At 39.1% G+C, this 21,764-nt stretch carries 13 protein-coding genes; 11 read left to right on the forward strand and 2 right to left on the reverse strand.

What is annotated here, in order from left to right; genetic code table 11:
• Nucleotides 1–123: 123 nt before the first annotated feature.
• From FW768_RS16455 to FW768_RS16505, 11 genes are all read left to right on the forward strand, one after another.
• On the forward strand, nucleotides 124–1,002 hold the full coding sequence (locus FW768_RS16455) for an AraC family transcriptional regulator (protein ID WP_153397269.1): 879 nt from the start codon (nucleotides 124–126) through the stop codon (nucleotides 1,000–1,002).
• A 416-nt stretch (nucleotides 1,003–1,418) separates the two neighbouring features.
• On the forward strand, nucleotides 1,419–4,316 hold the full coding sequence (locus FW768_RS16460) for a SusC/RagA family TonB-linked outer membrane protein (protein WP_185151997.1): 2,898 nt from the start codon (nucleotides 1,419–1,421) through the stop codon (nucleotides 4,314–4,316).
• Between the two features lie 11 nt (nucleotides 4,317–4,327).
• Nucleotides 4,328–5,953, forward strand: a complete 1,626-nt coding sequence (locus FW768_RS16465) for a SusD/RagB family nutrient-binding outer membrane lipoprotein (RefSeq protein WP_153397270.1) — start codon at nucleotides 4,328–4,330, stop codon at nucleotides 5,951–5,953.
• 189 nt (nucleotides 5,954–6,142) lie between these two features.
• Nucleotides 6,143–7,444 (forward strand): MFS transporter, encoded by a 1,302-nt coding sequence (locus FW768_RS16470; RefSeq protein ID WP_153397271.1) that lies wholly within the window; start codon nucleotides 6,143–6,145, stop codon nucleotides 7,442–7,444.
• Nucleotides 7,445–7,479: 35 nt separating this feature from the next.
• Nucleotides 7,480–8,451, forward strand: coding sequence for a glycoside hydrolase family 130 protein (locus FW768_RS16475; protein WP_153397272.1), 972 nt, complete (start codon nucleotides 7,480–7,482; stop codon nucleotides 8,449–8,451).
• A gap of 124 nt (nucleotides 8,452–8,575) precedes the next feature.
• Nucleotides 8,576–10,810, forward strand: coding sequence for a GH92 family glycosyl hydrolase (locus FW768_RS16480; RefSeq protein WP_153397273.1), 2,235 nt, complete (start codon nucleotides 8,576–8,578; stop codon nucleotides 10,808–10,810).
• A gap of 33 nt (nucleotides 10,811–10,843) precedes the next feature.
• The gene (locus FW768_RS16485) at nucleotides 10,844–12,271 is read left to right on the forward strand and encodes a glycoside hydrolase family 125 protein (protein WP_153397274.1); all 1,428 of its coding nucleotides are present in this window, start codon (nucleotides 10,844–10,846) and stop codon (nucleotides 12,269–12,271) included.
• 120 nt (nucleotides 12,272–12,391) lie between these two features.
• Entirely contained in the window at nucleotides 12,392–14,803 is a 2,412-nt protein-coding gene (locus FW768_RS16490; RefSeq protein WP_153397275.1) for an endo-beta-N-acetylglucosaminidase H, read from the forward strand.
• A 147-nt stretch (nucleotides 14,804–14,950) separates the two neighbouring features.
• Nucleotides 14,951–15,808 carry an ROK family protein gene (locus FW768_RS16495; protein WP_153397276.1) on the forward strand — a complete coding sequence of 286 codons (858 nt, stop codon included), beginning with the start codon at nucleotides 14,951–14,953 and terminating at the stop codon, nucleotides 15,806–15,808.
• A gap of 21 nt (nucleotides 15,809–15,829) precedes the next feature.
• Nucleotides 15,830–18,100 (forward strand): GH92 family glycosyl hydrolase, encoded by a 2,271-nt coding sequence (locus FW768_RS16500; RefSeq protein ID WP_153397277.1) that lies wholly within the window; start codon nucleotides 15,830–15,832, stop codon nucleotides 18,098–18,100.
• A gap of 49 nt (nucleotides 18,101–18,149) precedes the next feature.
• The gene (locus FW768_RS16505; RefSeq protein ID WP_153397278.1) at nucleotides 18,150–18,647 is read left to right on the forward strand and encodes a cupin domain-containing protein; all 498 of its coding nucleotides are present in this window, start codon (nucleotides 18,150–18,152) and stop codon (nucleotides 18,645–18,647) included.
• Nucleotides 18,648–18,738: 91 nt separating this feature from the next.
• Here the strand turns inward: FW768_RS16505 and FW768_RS23735 are convergent, their stop codons facing one another.
• Both FW768_RS23735 and FW768_RS16515 read right to left on the reverse strand, forming a co-directional pair.
• Nucleotides 18,739–18,843: an MFS transporter gene (locus tag FW768_RS23735; RefSeq protein WP_317163093.1), complete on the reverse strand. Its 105-nt coding sequence runs from the start codon at nucleotides 18,841–18,843 to the stop codon at nucleotides 18,739–18,741.
• Between the two features lie 195 nt (nucleotides 18,844–19,038).
• Nucleotides 19,039–21,738, reverse strand: coding sequence for a TonB-dependent receptor domain-containing protein (locus tag FW768_RS16515; RefSeq protein WP_153397280.1), 2,700 nt, complete (start codon nucleotides 21,736–21,738; stop codon nucleotides 19,039–19,041).
• Between the last annotated feature and the right edge of the window lie 26 nt (nucleotides 21,739–21,764).

The following is a 21,764-nucleotide window of genomic DNA, read 5'->3' on the forward strand; positions in this document are numbered from 1 at the left end:
GCTATTTTCAAATTTTTAACAAAAAACAGATAAAAAATAAAAATTATATATTAGTTGATTGTTTTTTTATCAATTTTGTAAAAGTACTGTATTTGATTTATAACTTAATTTTTTCACCCACTCATGAGCAAGTTAGAAAATATATTGAGAGAAATAACACCGTTATCTCCCGAAGACAGTTTTCTTGTATTTGACCGTATCAAGGCATCGTTTGATTTTCCCTATCATTATCATCCGGAAGTAGAGATCAACTTTGTTTATAAAGGAAAAGGATACCGGCGGATGATTGGCGACCATACCGGGGAGATCGGCGATTATGAACTGGTGCTGGTAGGCCCGAATCTGCCTCATTGCTGGGCCAATCACAAGTGTAAAAACAGAAAGACTCACGAGATTACCGTACAGTTCAATCAGGACTTTTTTAACCAGTCGATGATGGATAAAAATATTCTGAAGCCCATTAGTAATCTGATGAAAGATTCAATCAGGGGGATTTTGTTTTCACCGGAACTGGCGGAAAAACTGAAAGATTCTTTTCTTAATCTATCCAAAATGAGCAGTTTTGAATCTTTTATTGAAATTATGAAGATTCTGAATGAACTGGCCACTGCGGAAGACAAAACATTGCTTTCATCGTACAGTATAGAACTGGAGACGTTTGCTGATAATGATAAAATGAAGATTGTTCATGATTTTGTCCATAAGAATTTTGAAAGTAAAATATCTCTGAATGATGCAGCATCACTGGTTAGTATGAGCAACGTTACCTTTAACAGATTTATTAAAAAAAGAACAGGAAAAACTTTTGTGAATTACCTGAATGAAATCAGGATCAGTTATGCTGCCCGATGGCTGATGGAAAAGAATCTTACGGTTTTTGAAACAGCTTTTGAAGCCGGATTCAACAATATTGCCAATTTCAACAAGGTTTTTAAGTCCATAAAGAAAACAACACCCACTGAATTTAAAGAACAGTTTAAAGGAGTGAAAAAAATTGAATAGAAGTATAAAAAGTTAAAAATTATACTGTTAATTATCAAAATCCGGATCATTGTATCCGGATTTTTTGCATTAAAATACCAAAATTTACTCCTTAATTGCTCTAAAACAGACTAAAAAGCATGCTGAATTTCATGATTTTATTTGGTCGTAATCTGTTGGTTTTTAGTTGGTATTGTACTGTTTTTAAATAGACCTGAAAAAATAATATCGTTTTATGATAAAATAGTGTTATATCTGGCTGTTTACAAAATTTAGATTTGCTAATGTGAATTAAATCTTAATCAAACTTTAAATTATTTGAAGCTTTCAAAACATAATGTTGCGAAAAAAATACAACGAATGTGTTTTAGGTTTTAAAATCCTATTTAAGGAAATGTAATTAATTCTCAAATAAATCTAAACTAATCCTAAACCTTATGAGAAAAACTGTTATACCGGTTTTATTAGCTATTTCTTTATCTGCTCATGCACAGGAAACGAAGAAGGCAGATACTGCTAAAACAACCAAAATAGAAGAAGTGGTTGTTACTTCTTTGGGGATAAAAAGGCAGGCGCGGTCTTTAACCTATTCGAGCCAGCAGATTGGCGGGGATGAGCTTACGGAGGTAAAAACGCCTAATCTTCTCAATTCCATCAACGGAAAAGTTTCCAACGTGCAAATCAATAAAACCAACGGTGGGGTCGGAGGATCTGTGAGGGTGGTGATGAGAGGGGATAAATCCACAAGAAACAGCCAGCCGCTGTATGTGATTGATGGAATTCCTATTATCAATGGTGTTGGAGGTCCGAATGTAGATTTTTATGCTTCTATGCCGGATGTAGGAGATATATTGAGTACTATAAATCCTGAAGATATAGAAAGTATTAACTTTTTGAAAGGGGCATCTGCTTCGGCTTTGTATGGGTCACAAGGAAGTAATGGAGCTGTATTGATTACGACAAAAAAAGGTAAAGCAGGAAGAAGCAATATAACCTATTCAACCAGTCTGACGATGGATAATGTATATGCTTTGCCTGAATTACAGAACAGCTATCTGCAAACGATACCTTATAATCCTTCCGCAGGGGCAACAGGATCTTTGCAAAGCTGGGGTGCAAAAGGAGAATCCAAAGATTATACAAAAGATTTTTTCAGAACAGGAATGACCTGGATTAATAGTCTCAGTTTTCAATCAGGAAATGAAAAAAGTACCAACTTATTTTCCTTTGGTAATACAACGAATAAAGGGGTAATTCCAACTTCTTCTTTTGATCAGTATAACCTTAATTTCAGAAATTCCAGTAAGTTTTTTGATGATAAACTCACCTTGGATGTCAATGTAATGGCCTCTATGCAGAACACAAAGAATAGGCTTACTCCAGGTTCTTATTTTTCACCTCTTACTAATCTTTATTGGTTGCCAAGAGGTATTAATTTTGATAATTTTAGTGGCGATAATTATACCTATTTTAATCAGGAAAGATATTTGCCGGCCCAAAATTGGTGGGCGGTTGCTCCTGATGGAAGCTTCAGCGTAGAATCCCAAAACCCATATTGGATATTAAATAGAAATGCTGTTACCACCAAGAATAAAAACTTCTATGGTTCAGCAGCGCTAAGTTATGCTATTAATCCATGGCTGACAGCAAAAATCAGAGGAAACTACAGCTATTTTGATTCTGATACGCAGAGAAATGTTGCTGTTTTCTCATTACCGGTAATATTAGGAGGAAATAATAATGGTAAAATTTACAAAAACCTGTATGATAACAGATCTACTTACGGAGATGTTTTATTAAGCGGAAACCCACATATCGGAGATAACTTTACTCTGGATTTTACGGTGGGCGCAAGTATTAGTGATAAAAGAGCTTCTGTAACCAGTATAGAAAACAATCTATTGGTGGTACCTAATCAGTTTACCTTAAATAATCTGCAATGGACAGGGCAAAATGGAAATGGACAAAATTATACAATTACAGGTACAAGAAGACAGGATCAATCTGTTTTTGCAAGTGCTAATATTGGATTTAAGAATAAGCTATATTTAGATTTGACTTTCAGAAATGACTGGTCATCTACTTTAGCCGGGTTAGGAAATGTTTCTTTCGACTATGAATCTGTAGGGGTGAATGCCATTCTATCGGATATCGTAAAACTTCCGGATTTATTTAGTTTCTGGAAAGTAAGAGGCTCCTATGCGATTGTAGGTAATGCTTTGGATCCTACATTTACCATGCCGCAATTAATTTTTAATGCAGGAAATATCGTAGGAACATATAGCGCCTATCCAGTTGTTCGTGAGGGCTATGAATCACTTTTTCCAAGGCCTGAAGAAAATAAAACGTTTGAAGTAGGAACTGATATTCGGTTATTTAAAAACAGAGCGAGACTTGATTTTACGTATTATAATTCCAACAATTCTCATCAGTATCTTCAGGGTATTGAGGCTTCCTCAGACCTTTCTGTAACTTTTGGAGGAAAATTGGATATTAATGCTGGTAAAATACGAAACACAGGATTTGAATCTTCTCTGGCGGTAGATATTTTCAAAAGAGAAAAGTTTTCATGGACATCAATACTTAATATATCTGCCAACAGGAATAAAATTGTTGAACTTTTCCCTTCACAATATTTCAATGATTCCGATGAAAAACTTTTTACCCTGTTAGGAGGAGGATATAACAAATTGAAATTAGGTGGTTCTTTTGGTGATATTTATGGAAAAACTTTTAAACGTGATGGGGAAGGAAGGATTATTGTAAGCGATCATGGAGTTCCTTTATTTGATACCGGGGCTGTAGACTATTTAGGTAATCCGAATCCTAAATTTATGCTTGGTCTCAATAATTCCTTCAGTATAGGAAAACTTAATATAGACTTTCTGATAGACGGAAGATTTGGCGGAAAGGTATTAGGGTATACTCAAATGATGAATGACAGATACGGGGTAAGTAAAGTAACTGCAGATGCCCGTGATAATGGCGGGGTTACCATTAATAATGCAGTGACCGAAAATGGACAGGCCTATACAGGGAAAACAGATGCAAAAGAATACTACGAAGCAGTTTCTAATGTTGAGGAAGCTTATATGTATAGCGGAACCGCTATAAGATTACGTCAGGCTTCAATTTCATATACATTTAATCTGAAGTCCGGATTTTTGCAGAATGCAACGGTCGGAGTAACAGGATCTAATCTTTTCTTTTTATACAAGAAGGCTCCTTTTGATCCGGAACAGGTGTCAGGCGTAAATCCGGGAGGTGTAGGAGTAGATATGTTTGGTATGCCGATAACCAGATCTCTAGGTGTTTCATTAAAAGCAACTTTCTAATCTTTACAGCAATGAAAAATAAAATAAAAACAATATTAATCGGAGGATTGGTAACCTCTTCAATTTTAAGCTGTACAAGCGATTTTGAAGATATTAATTCTCAGTATTCAGGTCTTGGAAGTGAGCAGTTAAATGCTGATTTTGTACAACTGGTAAATCCGCTAAAGCAGATGCAGAGAAATCTGGCACATCCTACAGATTGGGTTTATCAGCTGCAAACCAATTTAAATGCAGATATGTATAGTGGTCTTTTTAGTACTGCCACGGCATATAACGGAGGTAAAAATAATACCACTTATTTTATAATGGACGGATGGAATGAAAGAATAATGATGACCCAGCTGGAAGATGTTTTCCAGCAGATTAAGAATTTTTCCACCGTTTCAGCAAAAAACTATGCAGGGATAGATTTCTCCCATTCATTGGCCGTTTTACAAATATTGAGAGTAATGGCCTCTCAAAAAGTTTCAGATGCACATGGCCCGGTAATATACAGTAAGTATCTGACGCCAAACCCTAATGGAATTACCGATGTAGACAGCCAGCAGGAGGCCTATAATCATTTTATCCAGGATCTTACATCAGCAATTACTTCACTTCAGAAAAGCATCGGTACCGAAGATCAGTCAGTTCTTAAAAAAGGAGATGTTGTATTTGGTGGAAATGCCGCTTCCTGGGCCCGTCTCGCAAATTCATTGAAATTGAGACTGGCCATGAGGATTAGCTATGCAGATCCGGTAAAGTCAAAACAATATGCTGAGGAAGCATTAAGCTCTTCAGCCGGTCTGATCGAAACTAATAGCCAGAATGCATTAGTAAGTTATGGTGGTGCTTCTCCTTTATATAATATCATTTATTCATGGGGAGACTGCAAAATTGGAGCCCCTTTAATGGCTTATATGAACGGATTTAATGACCCGCGGATTTCATCATATGCCAAACCGGCAGTTGATCCTACAGTAAACGGACAATACATTGGAGTAAGGCTTGGGGTTGATATGGGAGGAAGTAAAGACCGTTATGGTAACTTTTCCCAGCCAGCTGCCACCTCTGCCGCCGGAGATTATTTTTCAAATTCTGATGGCAAAAACAAAATTATGACTGCCGCAGAAATCTGGTTCCTGAAAGCAGAAGCAGCCATCAGAGGCTATGCCGGAGCAGGAGATGCAGGAACCAATTATAATAAAGGAGTTGAAATGTCCTTTGCAGAATGGGGAAAAAGCTCTTCATATGCAACGTATATAGAAGATGCCGTTTCTGTGGAAGCTCCTTATATTGATACTAAAAATGCATCAAACAGTATTCTGGCAGGAAGTCCAATGCTGAGCACCATTACCATCAAATGGAACAATGGAGATTCTTTTGAAAGAAAGCTTGAGAGAATCATAACCCAGAAATGGATTGGCATTTATCCTGACGGACCCGAAGCGTGGGCAGAACAAAGAAGAACAGGCTATCCTGTGATTTTCAAAAATGTCCTGAATGACAGCCAGGGAACCATTAGCACCGATGCCATGATCAGAAGAGTTCCTATCCCAACCAAATATAGAAATAACACCCTGAATTATGCACAGGCTCTACAGTACCTTGGCGGTCCTGATACAGGAGGAACAAAACTGTGGTGGGATAAAAAATAATACTTTTCAGAATCAATTATAAAGAAAACAGAAGGCCGTCTCGAAAAATAGATTTAATTTGGTTTTTTTTCATACCGGTATAGGAAAATCTTTAGCATATTCGTTTTTTAGATTATTCTTTTTTAGTTTCGTTGACGCCGGGATGATACTTTCGAGAGGCCTTCTTTTCTTTAACATTTTAGTTTGAATATGGGAAAAAACAATTCTGAGACACGTTCAGTACAACCTATTTTCTGGATCTCAACATTATACTTTGCAATGGGAATTCCCTTTGTAACCATTAATGCTGTTTCCGGAATTATGTATAAAGACATGGGTGTTTCAGATGCAAAGATTACCTTCTGGACGGGGCTTATTATGCTTTCGTGGACTTTAAAGCCTCTCTGGAGCCCCTTTCTGGAAATCTATAAAACAAAAAAATTCTTTGTCCTTTTTACTCAGGCAGCCATAGGAGTGCTTTTTGCCCTGATCGCATTAAGTCTTCCTCTTCATGATTTTTTCAGGTACAGCATTGCTCTTTTTGCAGTGGTTGCTTTCTGCGGAGCCACACACGACGTAGTAGCAGACGGTACCTATATTACCTTTCTCTCTAATAAAGAACAGGCAAGATATATCGGCTGGCAGGGCGCATTCTATAATCTGGCCAAAATTATCAGCAGTGGTGCTTTGGTTTATTTTGCCGGAGTTCTGGAAAAAACAAAAGGAGTTACCCATGCTTGGATGATCATCATGGGGGTGTATGCTCTTATATTTTTCGCTTTAGCAGTTTATCATTATTGGGTATTGCCGAAAGAACAGAAAAATGAAGAGGACAAAAAAGATAAAAACGCAGGAAATATCCGTAAAGAACTGCTGGAAGTAATCACATCCTTCTTTACCAAACGGAATATATTATGGTCGGTTATGTTTATCATCTTATACCGTTTTGCCGAAGGATTTGCCATTAAGATCGCGCCTTTATTTTTTAAGGCTCCGAGAACAGCAGGAGGATTAGGATTATCCACTTCAGATATCGGCCTTATTTATGGAACATACGGCTCTGCGGCATTTATTTTAGGATCCGTACTGGCGGGATATTTCATTTCGGCAAGAGGACTTAAAAAATCCCTGATCTGGCTTTGTTGTGCATTTAATATACCGTTTGTAGTGTATGCATTGCTGGCGCATTATCAGCCGGAAGATCTTTTTTCAGTAGGCTTGGCTGTAATAACGGAATATTTCGGTTACGGATTTGGTTTTGTAGGACTGATGCTGTACATGATGCAGCAGATTGCTCCCGGAAAACACAAGACGGCCCATTATGCATTTGCCACAGGAATTATGAATCTGGGAGTAATGATTCCCGGAATGTTCAGTGGAATGATCAGCGACTGGATAGGATATAAAATGTTTTTCATCTGGGTGCTTGTTGCCACCATACCGGCATTCATTGTAACATTGCTGGTTCCGTTCCCGTATCCTGAAAAACCCAAAGAAGAACCAATCAGTTAATTAATAATCAAAAAATAAAAAAGTAACACTACTTTATGACATCTCAATCAGTAATGATCCCTTGGCAGGACCGTCCGAAAGACTGCAGCGATATTATGTGGCGTTTTTCAGAAAACCCAATTATCAGCAGATATGCAATCCCTTCATCCAACAGCATTTTCAATAGTGCAGTTGTTCCTTTTGAAGACGGATTTGCAGGCGTTTTCCGGTGTGATAACAAAGCCGTACAGATGAATATCTTTGCCGGCTTCAGTAAAGATGCCATTCATTGGAAGATCAACCATGATCCCATTGAAATGAAAGCCGGGAATACCGAAATGATCGAATCCGATTACAAATATGATCCGCGCGTAACCTTTATTGAAGACCGTTATTGGATTACCTGGTGCAACGGATACAATGGCCCTACCATCGGAATAGGATATACCTTCGATTTTAAAGAATTCTTCCAGTGCGAAAATGCCTTTCTGCCTTTCAACAGAAATGGGGTGCTTTTCCCTGAAAAAATCAACGGGAAATATGCCATGCTGAGCCGTCCGAGTGATAACGGACATACCCCGTTTGGAGATATTTACATCAGCTACAGCCCGGATATGAAATACTGGGGCGAACACAGATGCGTAATGAAAGTTACCCCCTTTGAAGACAGTGCCTGGCAGTGTACCAAAATAGGAGCAGGACCGGTACCTATCAAAACCAGTGAAGGGTGGCTGCTTTTCTACCACGGAGTAATCAATACCTGCAGAGGCTTCAGATATTCTATGGGAGCTGCATTGCTTGACCTGGAAGACCCCTCAAAAGTATTGTACAGAACCAAACCATACCTGTTGGCTCCGGCAGAAATGTATGAGCTTACGGGAGATATTCCTAATGTGATTTTCCCGTGTGCTGCATTAACTGAAGGAGATAAGGTAGCTGTGTATTATGGTGCTGCCGATACGGTAGTTGCTGTCGCATTTGGATATATTTCAGAAATCATTGATTTTATGAAAAATAATTCAATATAATGGTCTGAAAACTTTAATAATATCGATAAAACCTATGCTTTTACCATACAGTATTGTTATTATGATTTTCATATTCCTAAATAAACTCTTATCTTAAAAAAAATTTGAGACCTTCCTTACCATTATGAAAAAAGAACTGCTTATATTTTTAGTAACAATCCTGCTTTCACACAACGGAAATGCACAGCAGCGAAAGGATGATGTCCTTTCCTGGGTAGATCCGTTCATTGGGACAGGCGGCCATGGCCATACCTTTCCGGGAGCTACAACGCCATTCGGAATGATACAGCTCAGTCCGGACCAAAATACCAAAAGTGGGGATTGGGACTGGTGTTCAGGATATCATTACAGCAGTAAGACCATCATGGGTTTCAGTCATAATCACCTTAGCGGAACCGGCTGGGCAGACCTTGGAGATATTCTTGTGATGCCTACGGTAGGACAGATCAAAATGCTTCCGGGATCGGAAGATAAACCAGAAACAGGATACCGTTCTACATTCAGCCATGAAAGAGAAGCTGCTTCGCCGGGATATTATTCCGTTATGCTGGACAGCTATGGAATTAAAGCAGAATTGACTGCCTCACCAAGAGTGGGATTCCATAAATATACCTTTCCTAAAAGTGAAGAATCCAATATTATTATTGATCCGGTTAACAAAATTTTCGGAAATGTGTATCATACCCTGGTAAGCATAGAAGGAAATAATAAGATTAAAGGATACAGCTACAGTACAGGCTGGGGAGGAAAAAGATTTGCCTATTTCGTGATGGAATTTTCAAAGCCTTTTAAATCCTATGGGGTGTATTCGGAAGGGAAGATCAGAAATAATGAAAAAATGGCTCTTGCCAAAGATGCCAAAGCGTTTGTGAGATTTTCTACGGAAAAAGATGAAGGTATTGAAGTGAAAGTTTCCCTGTCTCCGGTAAGCACAGAAGGAGCACAGGAAAACTTTGATTCCGAAGCCAGAAATGTTGACTTTGCAAAAGCCAAAGAAACAGCTCAGAAAACGTGGAGAGATCTTATCAGCAGATTTCAGGTGACAGGCGGAACAGATGATCAGAGGAAGATTTTCTATACAGGAGTTTATCATACGTTCATTGCTCCTAACCTTTATATGGATGTCAATGGTGATTACGTTGCCGCAGAAGAAAATATGAATACCAAATGGTTTACCAACTACAGTACGTATTCTTATTGGGACGGTTTCAGAGCAACACATCCGCTGTTGACGATCATGGACCAGAAGCATACAAAAGAATTTGCCAATTCTCTCATCAGCAGATATACAGACCGTAAAGATCATATGCCGATCTGGGAATTATGCGGGTATGACAACTTTTGCATGTTAGGCTATCACAGTACTTCAGTGATCTGGGATGCCATTTCCAAAGGGATACCCGGTATTGATCACGAAAAAGCATTTGCTGCTATGAAAGATGCTTCTTTAACTGATAAGATGAGCAGTAGCGACGGTGGCGGTGGCCTGAATGACTATATCAAATTAGGATATTCACCTTCCGAGAACGGAGCTTCTGTTTCTGCAACTCTGGAATATGCTTATGACGACTGGTGTATTCAGCAGTTAGCCGAAAAATTGGGAAAAAAAGAGGAAGCAGAAGTATACAGAAAACGATCAATGAATTTCCTGAATACCTTCAACAAAGAGAATAATCACTTCTGGCCAAGAAATAAAAAAGGAGAATTCTTACCTGATTTTGCCCTGAATGACTGGAAAAAACTTCAGCCGCACTGGGTTTCAGGAAATATCTGGGCCTATGATTTCTTTGTGCCGCATCAGATTGATGAAATGATAAAGCTATATGGCGGAAAAAAAGGATTTGAAGAAAAATTGGACAAAACCTTTACCGAAAAACTGAATATGCAGGGAGAACAGCATGTAGATATTTCAGGATTTATCGGATCTTTAGGGTTTGGAGACGAGCCGGGACATCATGTTCCTTATCTGTACAATTATGCAGGAACTCCTCATAAAGCCCAGAAAATGGTAAAATACATCCGTGATAATATGTATGCCGCAAAACCAGATGGAATTGTGAATAATGAAGACTGCGGGCAGATGTCAGCATGGTATATTTTCTCATCATTAGGATTCTATCCGGTAACGCCTGGGAAACCTGTATATGCCATAGGAGCCCCTCAATTCCCGAAAACATCTCTGCAGCTGGAAAATGGAAAAACCTTTACGGTTATTGCAGATAAAATTTCCGATAAAAATATCTACGTTCAGAAAATATTCCTGAACGGAAAAGAATACAAAAGCTGGGAATTGAATCACAGCGATATTATGAACGGAGGAGAGCTGAAATTTATCATGGGAAGCAAACCTGTACAATAAATCTAATAAATAATAAAGAAATAAAAAGTATCAATGGAAAGGAGAAAGTTTATTAAGACAAGCGCACTGGCGGGAGCCGGACTGCTGTTTACCCAAAATGTTTTTGCTAAAAACCTGGTTACAGAAGATTTCCCTGTAGTCCGTGTACCTAAAGACAAGAGACATTTTACCAGTGAGTCCGTGGAAAATGCCATTGCTGCCTTCAAAAAGAACGTTAAAAATAAAGAATTAGTCTGGCTTTTTGAAAACTGTTTCCCCAATACATTAGATACAACAGTATTTTATAAAGAAATCAACGGTACACCGGATACTTATGTGATTACCGGAGATATTGATGCTATGTGGCTCCGCGATAGTTCCGCCCAGGTTTTCCCTTATCTGCAGTTCTCTAAAAAAGATGAGAGGCTTCATAAGCTGATCTCGGGAGTAATCCATAAACAGACAGAGTTCATTCTTAAAGATCCTTATGCCAACGCATTCTATAACGACGATAAGAAAATAAGCAAGTGGAAAGAATACGACCACACGGATATGAAACCGGGAACCCATGAAAGAAAATGGGAAATAGACTCTCTGTGTTACCCGATTCGTCTGGCCTATCATTTCTGGAAAACAACAGGGGATACCCAACCTTTTGATGACAAATGGCTGAAAGGGATTAAACTTACCTTACAGACCTTTATTGAACAGCAGCGCAAAAAAGATCTCGGACCTTATAAATTCGAACGCACCACTGCATGGGCCACAGACGGAGTTCCAATGGGAGGCTATGGCTATCCCACAAATCCTGTAGGACTGATCAGTTCCATGTTCCGTCCGAGTGATGATGCTACCATCTATGGATTTCTGATTCCATCGAATTTATTTGCTGTAGTAAGTCTTCGCCAGGCCGCGGAAATGGTTTCAAAAATTAAAAATGAAAAAACATTGGCTGCACAGCTGAACAGTCTTGCAGATGAGGTAGATGCAGCAGTCAAAAAATACGGTATTTATAACCACCCTGAATATGGGAAAATATATGCTTTTGAAACCAACGGATTCGGAAGCTATAACCTGATGGATGATGCCAATTGCCCAAGCCTTTTAGGATTACCATATCTGGATGCTGTAAAAGCTGATGATCCGGTTTACCTTAATACCAGAAAATATGTATGGTCAAAAGACAACCCGTTCTTTTTCAAAGGAAGCCTGGCAGAAGGAATAGGAGGTCCGCATATTGGCCTTGATATGATCTGGCCAATGAGTATCATCATGAAAGCACTTACCACCAAAGATAAAAATGAGATCAGATGGTGTATACAAACGCTGCAGAAAACCCACGGAGGTACAGGCTTTATGCATGAATCCTTTCACAAGGACAACGACAAGAAATTTACCAGAGAATGGTTTGCCTGGGCAAACACATTGTTCGGAGAATTATTATGGAAAACATTTAACGAAAATCAGGATCTGCTGACTTAAAATTTCAGATCCTTAAGGTTCCGTTTACTCTTTTTTGCGATATCCCTTCTGCAGAACTGGCATTTCTCTGATCAGTCTGCACAGGAAACTGCATATTTAAAAAAACAAAAAAATTATACTATGAAAAAGAACTCCATTCTTGCCGCACTGATGCTTATGGCTTGTCAGACAGGGGCTTTGCTCAAGGCGCAGCAACTTGATCCCGTAGGAATATGCTACGTGGAAGTAAACAACAGCAATATGCTGAATGCCGGGTCCTATACCTTGCAAAACAGTGGTAAACAGCTTTTTGATGTTGCTATTATTTTTGCCGCAAACATCAATTATGATACTTCCAAAAGCAGAGCTTATATTTCCAGCAACAATAACGTTACCAAGGTCCTGAACGATGTCAATACCTATGTGAGACCATTACAGCAGAAAGGAATTAAAGTGCTGCTGGATATTTTAGGAAATCACCAGGGAGCCGGAATTTCTAATTTCCCGAACCGTGAAGCAGCCCGTGATTTTGCCAGACAGATTGCCCACACTGTATATACGTATGGTTTAGATGGAGTAGATTTAGATGATGAATATGCCGGATATGGAAACAACGGGACGGGACAACCCAACAACAGCTCATTTGTTATGTTGCTGCAGGAACTTAAAGCGGCAATGCCTGATAAGCTGATCACTTTTTATTACATAGGCCCGGCAACGACAAGACAAAGTTACAACGGCGATGCAGCCGGAAATTATATCAACTACAGCTGGAATGCCTACTACGGAACGTACAATGCTCCTGTTGTACCTCCTCTTGATAAAACAAAAATTTCTGCTGCAGCAACATGGATACGTAATACCAATCCTGATTCTACAACAGCTTCTACACTGGCAACGCTGGCTACCAATACGAAAAATGACGGTTATGGCGTATTCATGTGGTATGATCTGGGAGCGACAGATGTAGCAAGTTACCTAAGCACAGGATCCAATATCCTTTACAATGAAAATACCCAGCTTACCGGACAGCTTTACTCATGGGCGCAGGGACAGTCATGTGACCCGCCTTTAGGGCTTGAAGCTGCCAACGTTACTGGAACTTCAGCTACTTTGAAATGGACCTCCAATGCTTCCCAAACCTATAATATTGACTATAAGCCAGCCAATTCCACGACTTGGACGAGTGCCGGAAGCAATTATTCAGGCAGCAGTATTGTTATCAATAATCTGACCCTAAATACAGAATATGACTGGAGAATACAGTCCAACTGCTCTCCAACACTCACCAGTACATATCTGTTTGCCCCACGCTTTAATTCGGGAAACGGATGCGCAGTCCCGGCAGGAATTAAATCTGAGAGTTTTCTCGGGAATACCACTAAAATATCCTGGGATGCCGTAGGAACTGCAACTTCTTATAACCTTCAGTATAAAACAGCTGCGGCTTCAACCTGGATAGATGTTCCGAATATTTCAACCACAACGTACACACTTCAGAATCTTACGGAGAATACCAATTATGTCTGGAGAGTACAGGCCGTATGCGGGGCAGGAAATACCAGCGCTTATTCAGCGGATACAGCATTTAACAGCGGTTTCGCTCCGGTTCAGAGCCCGGGAGCTAGATCGATTTCTTTTAATGGAAGTACCCAATATCTTAATGCCGGACAGTTTAACTTAAGTGGAAATGCCCTGACAATTGAAGGCTGGGTAAAAGTAAATGCATTTAAAACTGGCTTCCCTTATATTTCGTCTGTAGCCGGAATTGAGGTGGGAGATAATAATTCCGCAATCCTGCGATTCGGAGATGGAAATCTTGCCAATAATAAGCTGCAGTTTACTTTAAGTTTCGGATCATCTCAGGTAAAGCTGAGCAGCACTACGGCATTTGCCACCAATACATGGTATCACGTAGCAGCAGTATATGATGGCGCCTCTATGAAACTTTATGTTAATGGGATTGAGGATGCAAGTAATACCGTTTCCGGTAATTTTACAGCAAACGGGATCCTTTATCTGGGAAGAAACTATGACAACTCACGTACTCTAAACGGTTTTTTGGATGAATTCAGAGTTTGGAAAAAAGCATTGACAGCTCAGGAGATTTTAGATCATAAATGTAATGTAGCGGCAAATGCCATTGGTCTTGAAGCCAACTGGAAAATGAATGAAGGAAGCGGAATCGGTGTTCTGGATGCAACAGCAAATACCCATTTTGCAACAATGATTAATATGACCAATACAAACTGGAGAACAGATGTAGCCTGTTCAGATCAGTTATCAGTAAAAGAAAGCAGATCAGAGAAAACAGACCGTTATTTATATCCGAATCCTGTTAAAAAAGGAAGTGATCTTCATTTTGCAGCGAACGACACCACAGCAGATGAGGTAACGCTTTACGATATGTCAGGAAAACTGATGGTCACACAGAAAATAGATAAAAATGGTACGGTCATCAATACGCATAACCTGTCTGCAGGAACGTATATCTATAAAATAAGTTCATCTGATAAGAAGATTCTGACATCCGGAAAAGTGCTGGTGAAATAAAACCAGAAATAATAGAATACATAACAAAAAAATAAAAATTAGGGGATTTTTAACTGAGACTTAGAACGGACATCCATTAGTGCTTAACTTTGCTTTTGTTGTCCGTTTGGGTCACAGGTTTTTTTGATTATAATAAAGTAAGATATAATGCAGAATATAATAGGAATAGACATAGGCGGGTCCCATATTACGATGGCCCAGGTGGATCCAGCTAAGCGTGAAATCATTACGGGCACCTATATCAGGGAACATGTAGACTCTTTCGGTTCCAAGGAAGATATTTTTTCAGCCTGGGTTTCAGCCATTGAAAAGGGTATGCAGGGACTTGTTAGAGAACATCTTTTAATAGGGATCGCAATGCCGGGACCTTTCGATTATGAAAGCGGAATTTCCCTGATGCAGCAGGGAAAATTTATCGATATATATCAAGTCAATATTAAAGAAGAGCTGGCAAAAAGATTGGAGATTTCAGAGCAGCAGATCCATTTTGTGAATGATGCGGCAGCATTTATGGAAGGAGAAGTCTTTGGAGGCTGTGTGCAGGGATTCCGAAAAGTGTTCGGAGTAACTCTGGGTACAGGACTGGGAACAACCTTCTACAATGGTGAGTTTGCCACTGATGAGGATCTCTGGGATTCGCCTTTCAGAGAGTCTATCTTTGAAGATTACCTGGCAACACGTTGGTTTGTGAAACGCTATGCAGAACTTACGGATGAACAGATCTCAGGAACAAAAGATTTATTGGATAAGCCTTTGGAAATACAGGCTCAGATATTTAATGAATATGCAGATACTTTCTCTGAATTTATTGTGCAGCATGTAAATCATTATAAACCGGAAGTTTTAGTTATAGGAGGAAATATAGCCAAAGCCTATCCTCATTTCGAAAAAAGATTTATAAAAAACTTAAAGGAGAATAATATTAACTTGCAGGTTAAAATCTCTGCCATCTTTGAAGATGCCGCTATTCTGGGAGCAGCCAGTTATGCAAAAAAGCTTATATAAATTAACAAACGAAAAGATACAATGAAGTTTATATTATCTGCCTGCTTACTTTTGTTACAGGCATTGGCCTTAGGTCAGAATATATCTCCTGCAGATTATGTAAATCCGTTGATGGGCACCCAATCCAAACCATCCTTATCCAATGGAAATACCTATCCGGCGATCGGGCTTCCCTGGGGAATGAACCTCTGGACACCGCAAACTGGAAAAATGGGAGACGGATGGGCATATACCTACGATGCTGATAAAATCAACGGTTTTAAACAGACGCATCAGCCTTCTCCATGGATGAATGATTATGGAGCATTTGCCATCATGCCGGGTGTAGGTAAGCCAAAGTTTAAAGAAGAAGAACGCGCAAGTTGGTTCAGTCATAAAGCAGAGACCGCAAAACCTTATCATTACAGTGTTTATCTGGCAGATATCAATGTGACTACAGAACTCACCCCAACAGAAAGGGCCGCGTTTTTTAAATTTGATTTTCCGAAAACAGACAGCGCTTATGTTGTTATTGATGCCTTAAATAAAGGATCTTATATCAAAATCATCCCAAAAGAAAGAAAAATTCTGGGCTATACCACCAAATATGCCAGAGGAAAATATGAAAATTTTAAAAATTATTTTGTCGTTCAGTTCGATAAAGATTTTGATCTGACAACGCTTTGGAAAGATAATGCCTTGGTAAACGGGCAACTGGAAATTACAAGTGAACATACAGGAGCCATCGTAGGTTTTAAGCTTAAAAATAAAGAAAGTGTTTATGCGAAAATAGCTTCTTCATTCATCAGTTTTGAACAGGCAGAACTCAATCTGAAAAGAGAGATCGGAGGCAGAAATTTTGAACAGGTAAAAACAGATGCCAGAAATATATGGAATAAAACACTGGGAAAAATTGAAGTAAAAGGAGGAACCGATCAGCAGATGCGGACATTCTATTCTTCTATGTACAGAACACTGTTTTTTCCACAAAAACTATATGAAATCGATGCCAATAATAAAATAAAACACTGGAGTCCTTACAACAGCAAAATTCTGGATGGAAGAATGTTTGCCGGAACCGGATTCTGGGATACCTTCCGTGCTTTATATCCATTCCTGAACCTGGTATATCCGGGCATCAATGCAGAAATGCAGGAAGGATTAGCTAATGCTTACAAAGAAGGAGGTTTTCTGCCTGAATGGAGCAGCCCGGGATATTCTGACATTATGGTGGGAAATAATTCTGCATCAGTAGTGGCAGATGCTTATATAAAAGGCATTCGGGGTTATGATATTGAAGCCCTCTGGCAGGCCGTTAAACATGGAGCCAATAACGAAGGTCCTATTGATGCAGTCGGACGTAGAGGAGTTCAATATTACAATACGCTGGGTTATGTTCCTTATGATGTAAAGATCAATGAAAATGCGGCCAGGACTTTAGAATATGCTTACGATGATTTTGCAATTTACCAGCTGGGAAAAGCTTTAGGAAAGCCAGCTTCAGAAATTGATATTTACAAAAAGAGAGCATACAATTATAAAAATCTTTTCGACCCTGAAACCGGATTGATGAGAGGTAAAAATAAAGATGGAAATTTTCAGGCTCCGTTCAACCCGTTCAAATGGGGGGATGCCTTTACAGAAGGAAACAGCTGGCATTATACATGGTCGGTTTTCCAGGATATTGAAGGGCTTTCTAAACTGATGGGCGGTAAAAAGAAATTTGAAGCCAAACTGGATGAAGTATTTTCTCTTCCTCCGATTTTTGATGACAGTTATTACGGAAGCGTTATTCATGAAATCCGGGAAATGCAGATCATGAATATGGGACAATATGCCCACGGAAACCAGCCGATTCAGCATATGATTTATCTGTACAATTATGCCGGAGCACCTTATAAAACACAATATTGGACAAGACAGGTGTTGGACAAACTGTATCAGGCAGCTCCAGATGGATACTGCGGAGATGAAGATAACGGACAGACTTCTGCATGGTATGTATTTTCGGCTTTAGGATTTTATCCTGTAACTCCTGCTACAGATCAGTATGTCTTAGGAGCACCTTTATTTAAGGAAGCCATAATTCATCTGGAAAACGGAAAGAAAATTGAAATAAAAGCATCGGAGAATAATACGGAGAATTTCTATGTGAAATCTTTGAAAGTCAATGCTCAGCCATATTCCAGAAATTGGTTAAGCCACAAAGAACTGCTAAAAGGAGCAGTTTTGGATTTTCAGATGGATAATAAGCCGAATAAAGAAAGAGGCTCACAGGAAAAAGATTTTCCTTACTCAATGTCTACAGAATAATGAAACAATACTTATTTTTGGAAATAATTTTAAAAGCAATACAAAAAGTATGAGTGTAGTGAAAAAAGAAGTATTCGATAAAATAGAAAAAATGCTTGGTGCACAGGGTTTTAATCTTGTGGCAAAAGATGATACAAGGCCTTGGGGCGGATTCTTTGTGATTGATGAAAATCAGGCACAGGATTTTGCCAACCGTTATTTTGATGGAATTGATGTTAACAATCTGAAAATAAGCGGAAAATTAAGCCCTAAAATCCTTATCGTAGCCCCACAGGCACGATTGAGCTGGCAGTATCATCATCGCAGAGCTGAAATCTGGCAGGTTGTAGAAGGCACGGTAGGAATTAAAAGAAGCACTACAGATGTAGAAGGCGAGCTGAAAGAATACCACCCGAAAGAACAGGTAAAGCTGCAACAGGGTGAAAGACACCGTCTGATTGGCTTAGATGGTTGGGGAGTAGTTGCTGAAATCTGGCAGCATACGGATGTATCCAATCCTTCAGATGAAGACGATATCGTAAGAGTGCAGGACGACTTCGGAAGATAATTGAAATCAATACAAAATAAAAATCCCATTGACAATTCAATGGGATTTTTTATTAATAACTCCTACCAGTATGGTTTGCATAAATGCAGAATCAGATGCCTACACCTGTAGCTTTAAAGATTTCGGGAGCATAGTACATGATCGCATTGATTCCAGTGATCTGTGAAAATACAGCGAGCAGAATAGCAATAATCAGAACCCGTTTTAATCGGGATCCCTTTAAATCTGAAAAAGAAAAAAAGTTTCATCTTTCAATGATCATCTTTCTCTGTGGCTGGTCAAAACAAAAAACCTTATAAACGTTTTATGGTCTATAAGGTCTTTATTTATTTTGATTATATATATTTCTGTTTTAAAAATGGTAGACTGAGATTAACCCCGGGTCCGTCATTTAAAACGTTACATCCAGCCCCACGTAGAAGTTAGCCTTCATAATCGGGGCATAAACCATTCCACCATCAAAATAGTTTCCGAAAGGATTTCTGAAATCAACAATGGCGTTCTTTTGATAATAGGATGTTAAATTTTCTCCACCAACATAGGCTCTGATCTTTTTGTTGAAATTCCTTGAGATCTGTGCATTCAATACCGCATAGGAATCAGAATATACAGGAAGCTGGAATTCCGCAGGATTGCTGGAGGTATCAGGAAGTCTTTGTTTTCCTACCCAGTTCAGCGTAGTATCAAAGCTCCAGAACCCGCCTTTATCATTTTTATTGGTAGCATAAGCAAGGTTAACGAAACCTCTGTGCTTGGCCATGAAAGGAATCTCTCTTCTTCCATCGATATAATCAGCCTGTACATCATAATATTTATAAGCAAGTCTTACGTCGAAATTTCTGAAAGGAGTAAAATCCCACTGAGTCTGGAAAGAGTTGGCGAAAGATTTTCCCTCTAAATTGTAAAAAGTAAGCTGCTGAGGAGATCTGTCTAAATCCACAAGCACCTGATCCTGGAAATCTGTTCTGAAAAAATCGGCAATTACAGTAGATTTTCGTCCAAATAACTTGAATTCCTGTTGTAAGCTGGCTCCGTAATTCCATGCAATTTCCGGTTTTAAACCATAAATATTCCCATTGTTCGGAAGAATCTGAATACTTCTGTTTGATGCAAAATACTGTTGATTTTCAGCAAAAACATTAGCTGTTCTGAATCCTCTCCCCGCAGAAAGTCTTAAGATGGTCTGTGGAGTAAAGTCATATTTAAAATTAACCCTCGGAGTAAACTGAGTGCCCGCAAGATTATGGAAATCTACTCTGGAACCCGCTACCAATGTATATTTTAAACCGGTTAAAGTATACTCGGCAAAGATACCGGGAACAATTTCATTTCTTCTCAGATCATTCGTTAAATACGTTTCTTTATAACCATCATATAAAAAGCTTGCTCCGGCTTTATACTTATGATTGGTATTTTCGATGATGCTTTCAAAAATCAGATTGGAATAATAGGTCTGCTGCTGCCCATTATAATTTCTAAGACCAAAAAAACTGTCCTGCTGATGGAATACATACTGGTTCATCCAGCCTAAACTTTGATAGGGCTTTCCTTTGAATACATAACCCGTTTTATTCCATACCTGAAATCTTGAAATATCAATTCCCACACCATAAGCAGATTGCTTATCCTGCGTCAGCTTTTTATCAAATCCGGTTTGTCCGGCAGTTCTTTCATCCCGGATAAAATTAATTCCGAAATGTGATCCGAATCCGGATTTCTCAAGATCGTTGAAATTAAGAAGATATGCTGCGTTGATCTGTGTTCCTTTCGGTCTGTCCAGGAAACCATCATCATTCATATCCGTATCTCCGAAAGTTCCGTTTCCATGAAGCAGGAATGTTTGTGACCATTTGTCGTTGATAGGGGATACGCTGGTAATATTAGCTTCTGCTCTTCCGTTGAAATCCGAGAATAGATTCAGGGAAGTTTCCGGCTCCTTCGCATTTTTCAGAAGTTCAGTATTAATCTGTCCGGTGATGCTTTCATAACCATTGGTAACGGTACTTCCTCCTTTTGTCAGCTGAATACTTTCAATCCATCTTCCGGGAATAAAATTCAATCCATAAGCAGATGCCAGACCTCTGATCTCCGGCAGAAGTTCTTTGGTAAGGCTGGTGTATTTTTGGTCCAGACCCAGCATTTTCAACTGTTTTGTTCCTGTAACGGCATTGCTGAAAGAAACATCTACTGTTGCATTGGTTTCAAAACTTTCAGACAGATTACAGCAGGCGGCTTTTAAAAGTTCTTTTTTATCAATATTAAAAACCAGTCCGACTTCTTTTTTACTTAAAGCTGTTGCTGCTTTAGAACCTGTCACAACAACCCCGTCAATACTTTTTTCATGTTGGGAGTGGTCTTCTTTAGATGCCGTTGTCGTATGTTCTTTATGATCTTCATGTTTTGTGGTTTCCTCTTCATAGTGAACTTTTGGATTCGCTTCCCCGAAGGTAAACTCCCTGTCATACAGACAGCATCCCGGGAGACCATTGTAAACGGTATCAGATGCTTTGAATTTTTCGTTATCATGGCCTGCATCAGCAATTGCTTTTAAAATTTTATCTGATGAGGTTTTTGCAGGATCAAAATTCAACATGACAATCTGCTTTTCTGCATTCCATTCTGCGGTATCTGCACCGGCTCCTTTTGCGGCCTTTTCAATTCTGGCTTTACATGAACCACAGTTTCCTCTTACGTAGAACTCGTTGTCTTTTTTAGCACCGGACTGGTGGTCATGTTGATGAGCTTCGGTTGGTGAGGGCTGAAGATCTCTTTCGTAATGGCAGCATCCCGGAAGCTTTTCATAGGTTTCGTTGGATGATTTAAATTTTTCGTTGTCATGGCCTGCCTCAGCTACTTTTTTGAGGATGTCATCAGCAGAAGCTTTATCCGTTTCAATAGTTAAGGTTTGCAGATCAATAGAATAAACTGCCGTTTTAGCGCCTGCTTTTTTAGCTGCTGATTCTATTCGTGATTTGCACATCTCACAGTTCCCTTTTACTTTGAACTGGTTTTTGGTAAGGTTTTGCGCTGATATAAAGTGTACAGACAGGATCAATAGTCCAAGTATCAACCTGGAAATATATAATTTCATTTTGTTTAAAGTTTAGATTAATTAAA

It is taken from the genome of Chryseobacterium vaccae (assembly GCF_009602705.1).
Lineage (GTDB): Bacteria > Bacteroidota > Bacteroidia > Flavobacteriales > Weeksellaceae > Chryseobacterium > Chryseobacterium vaccae.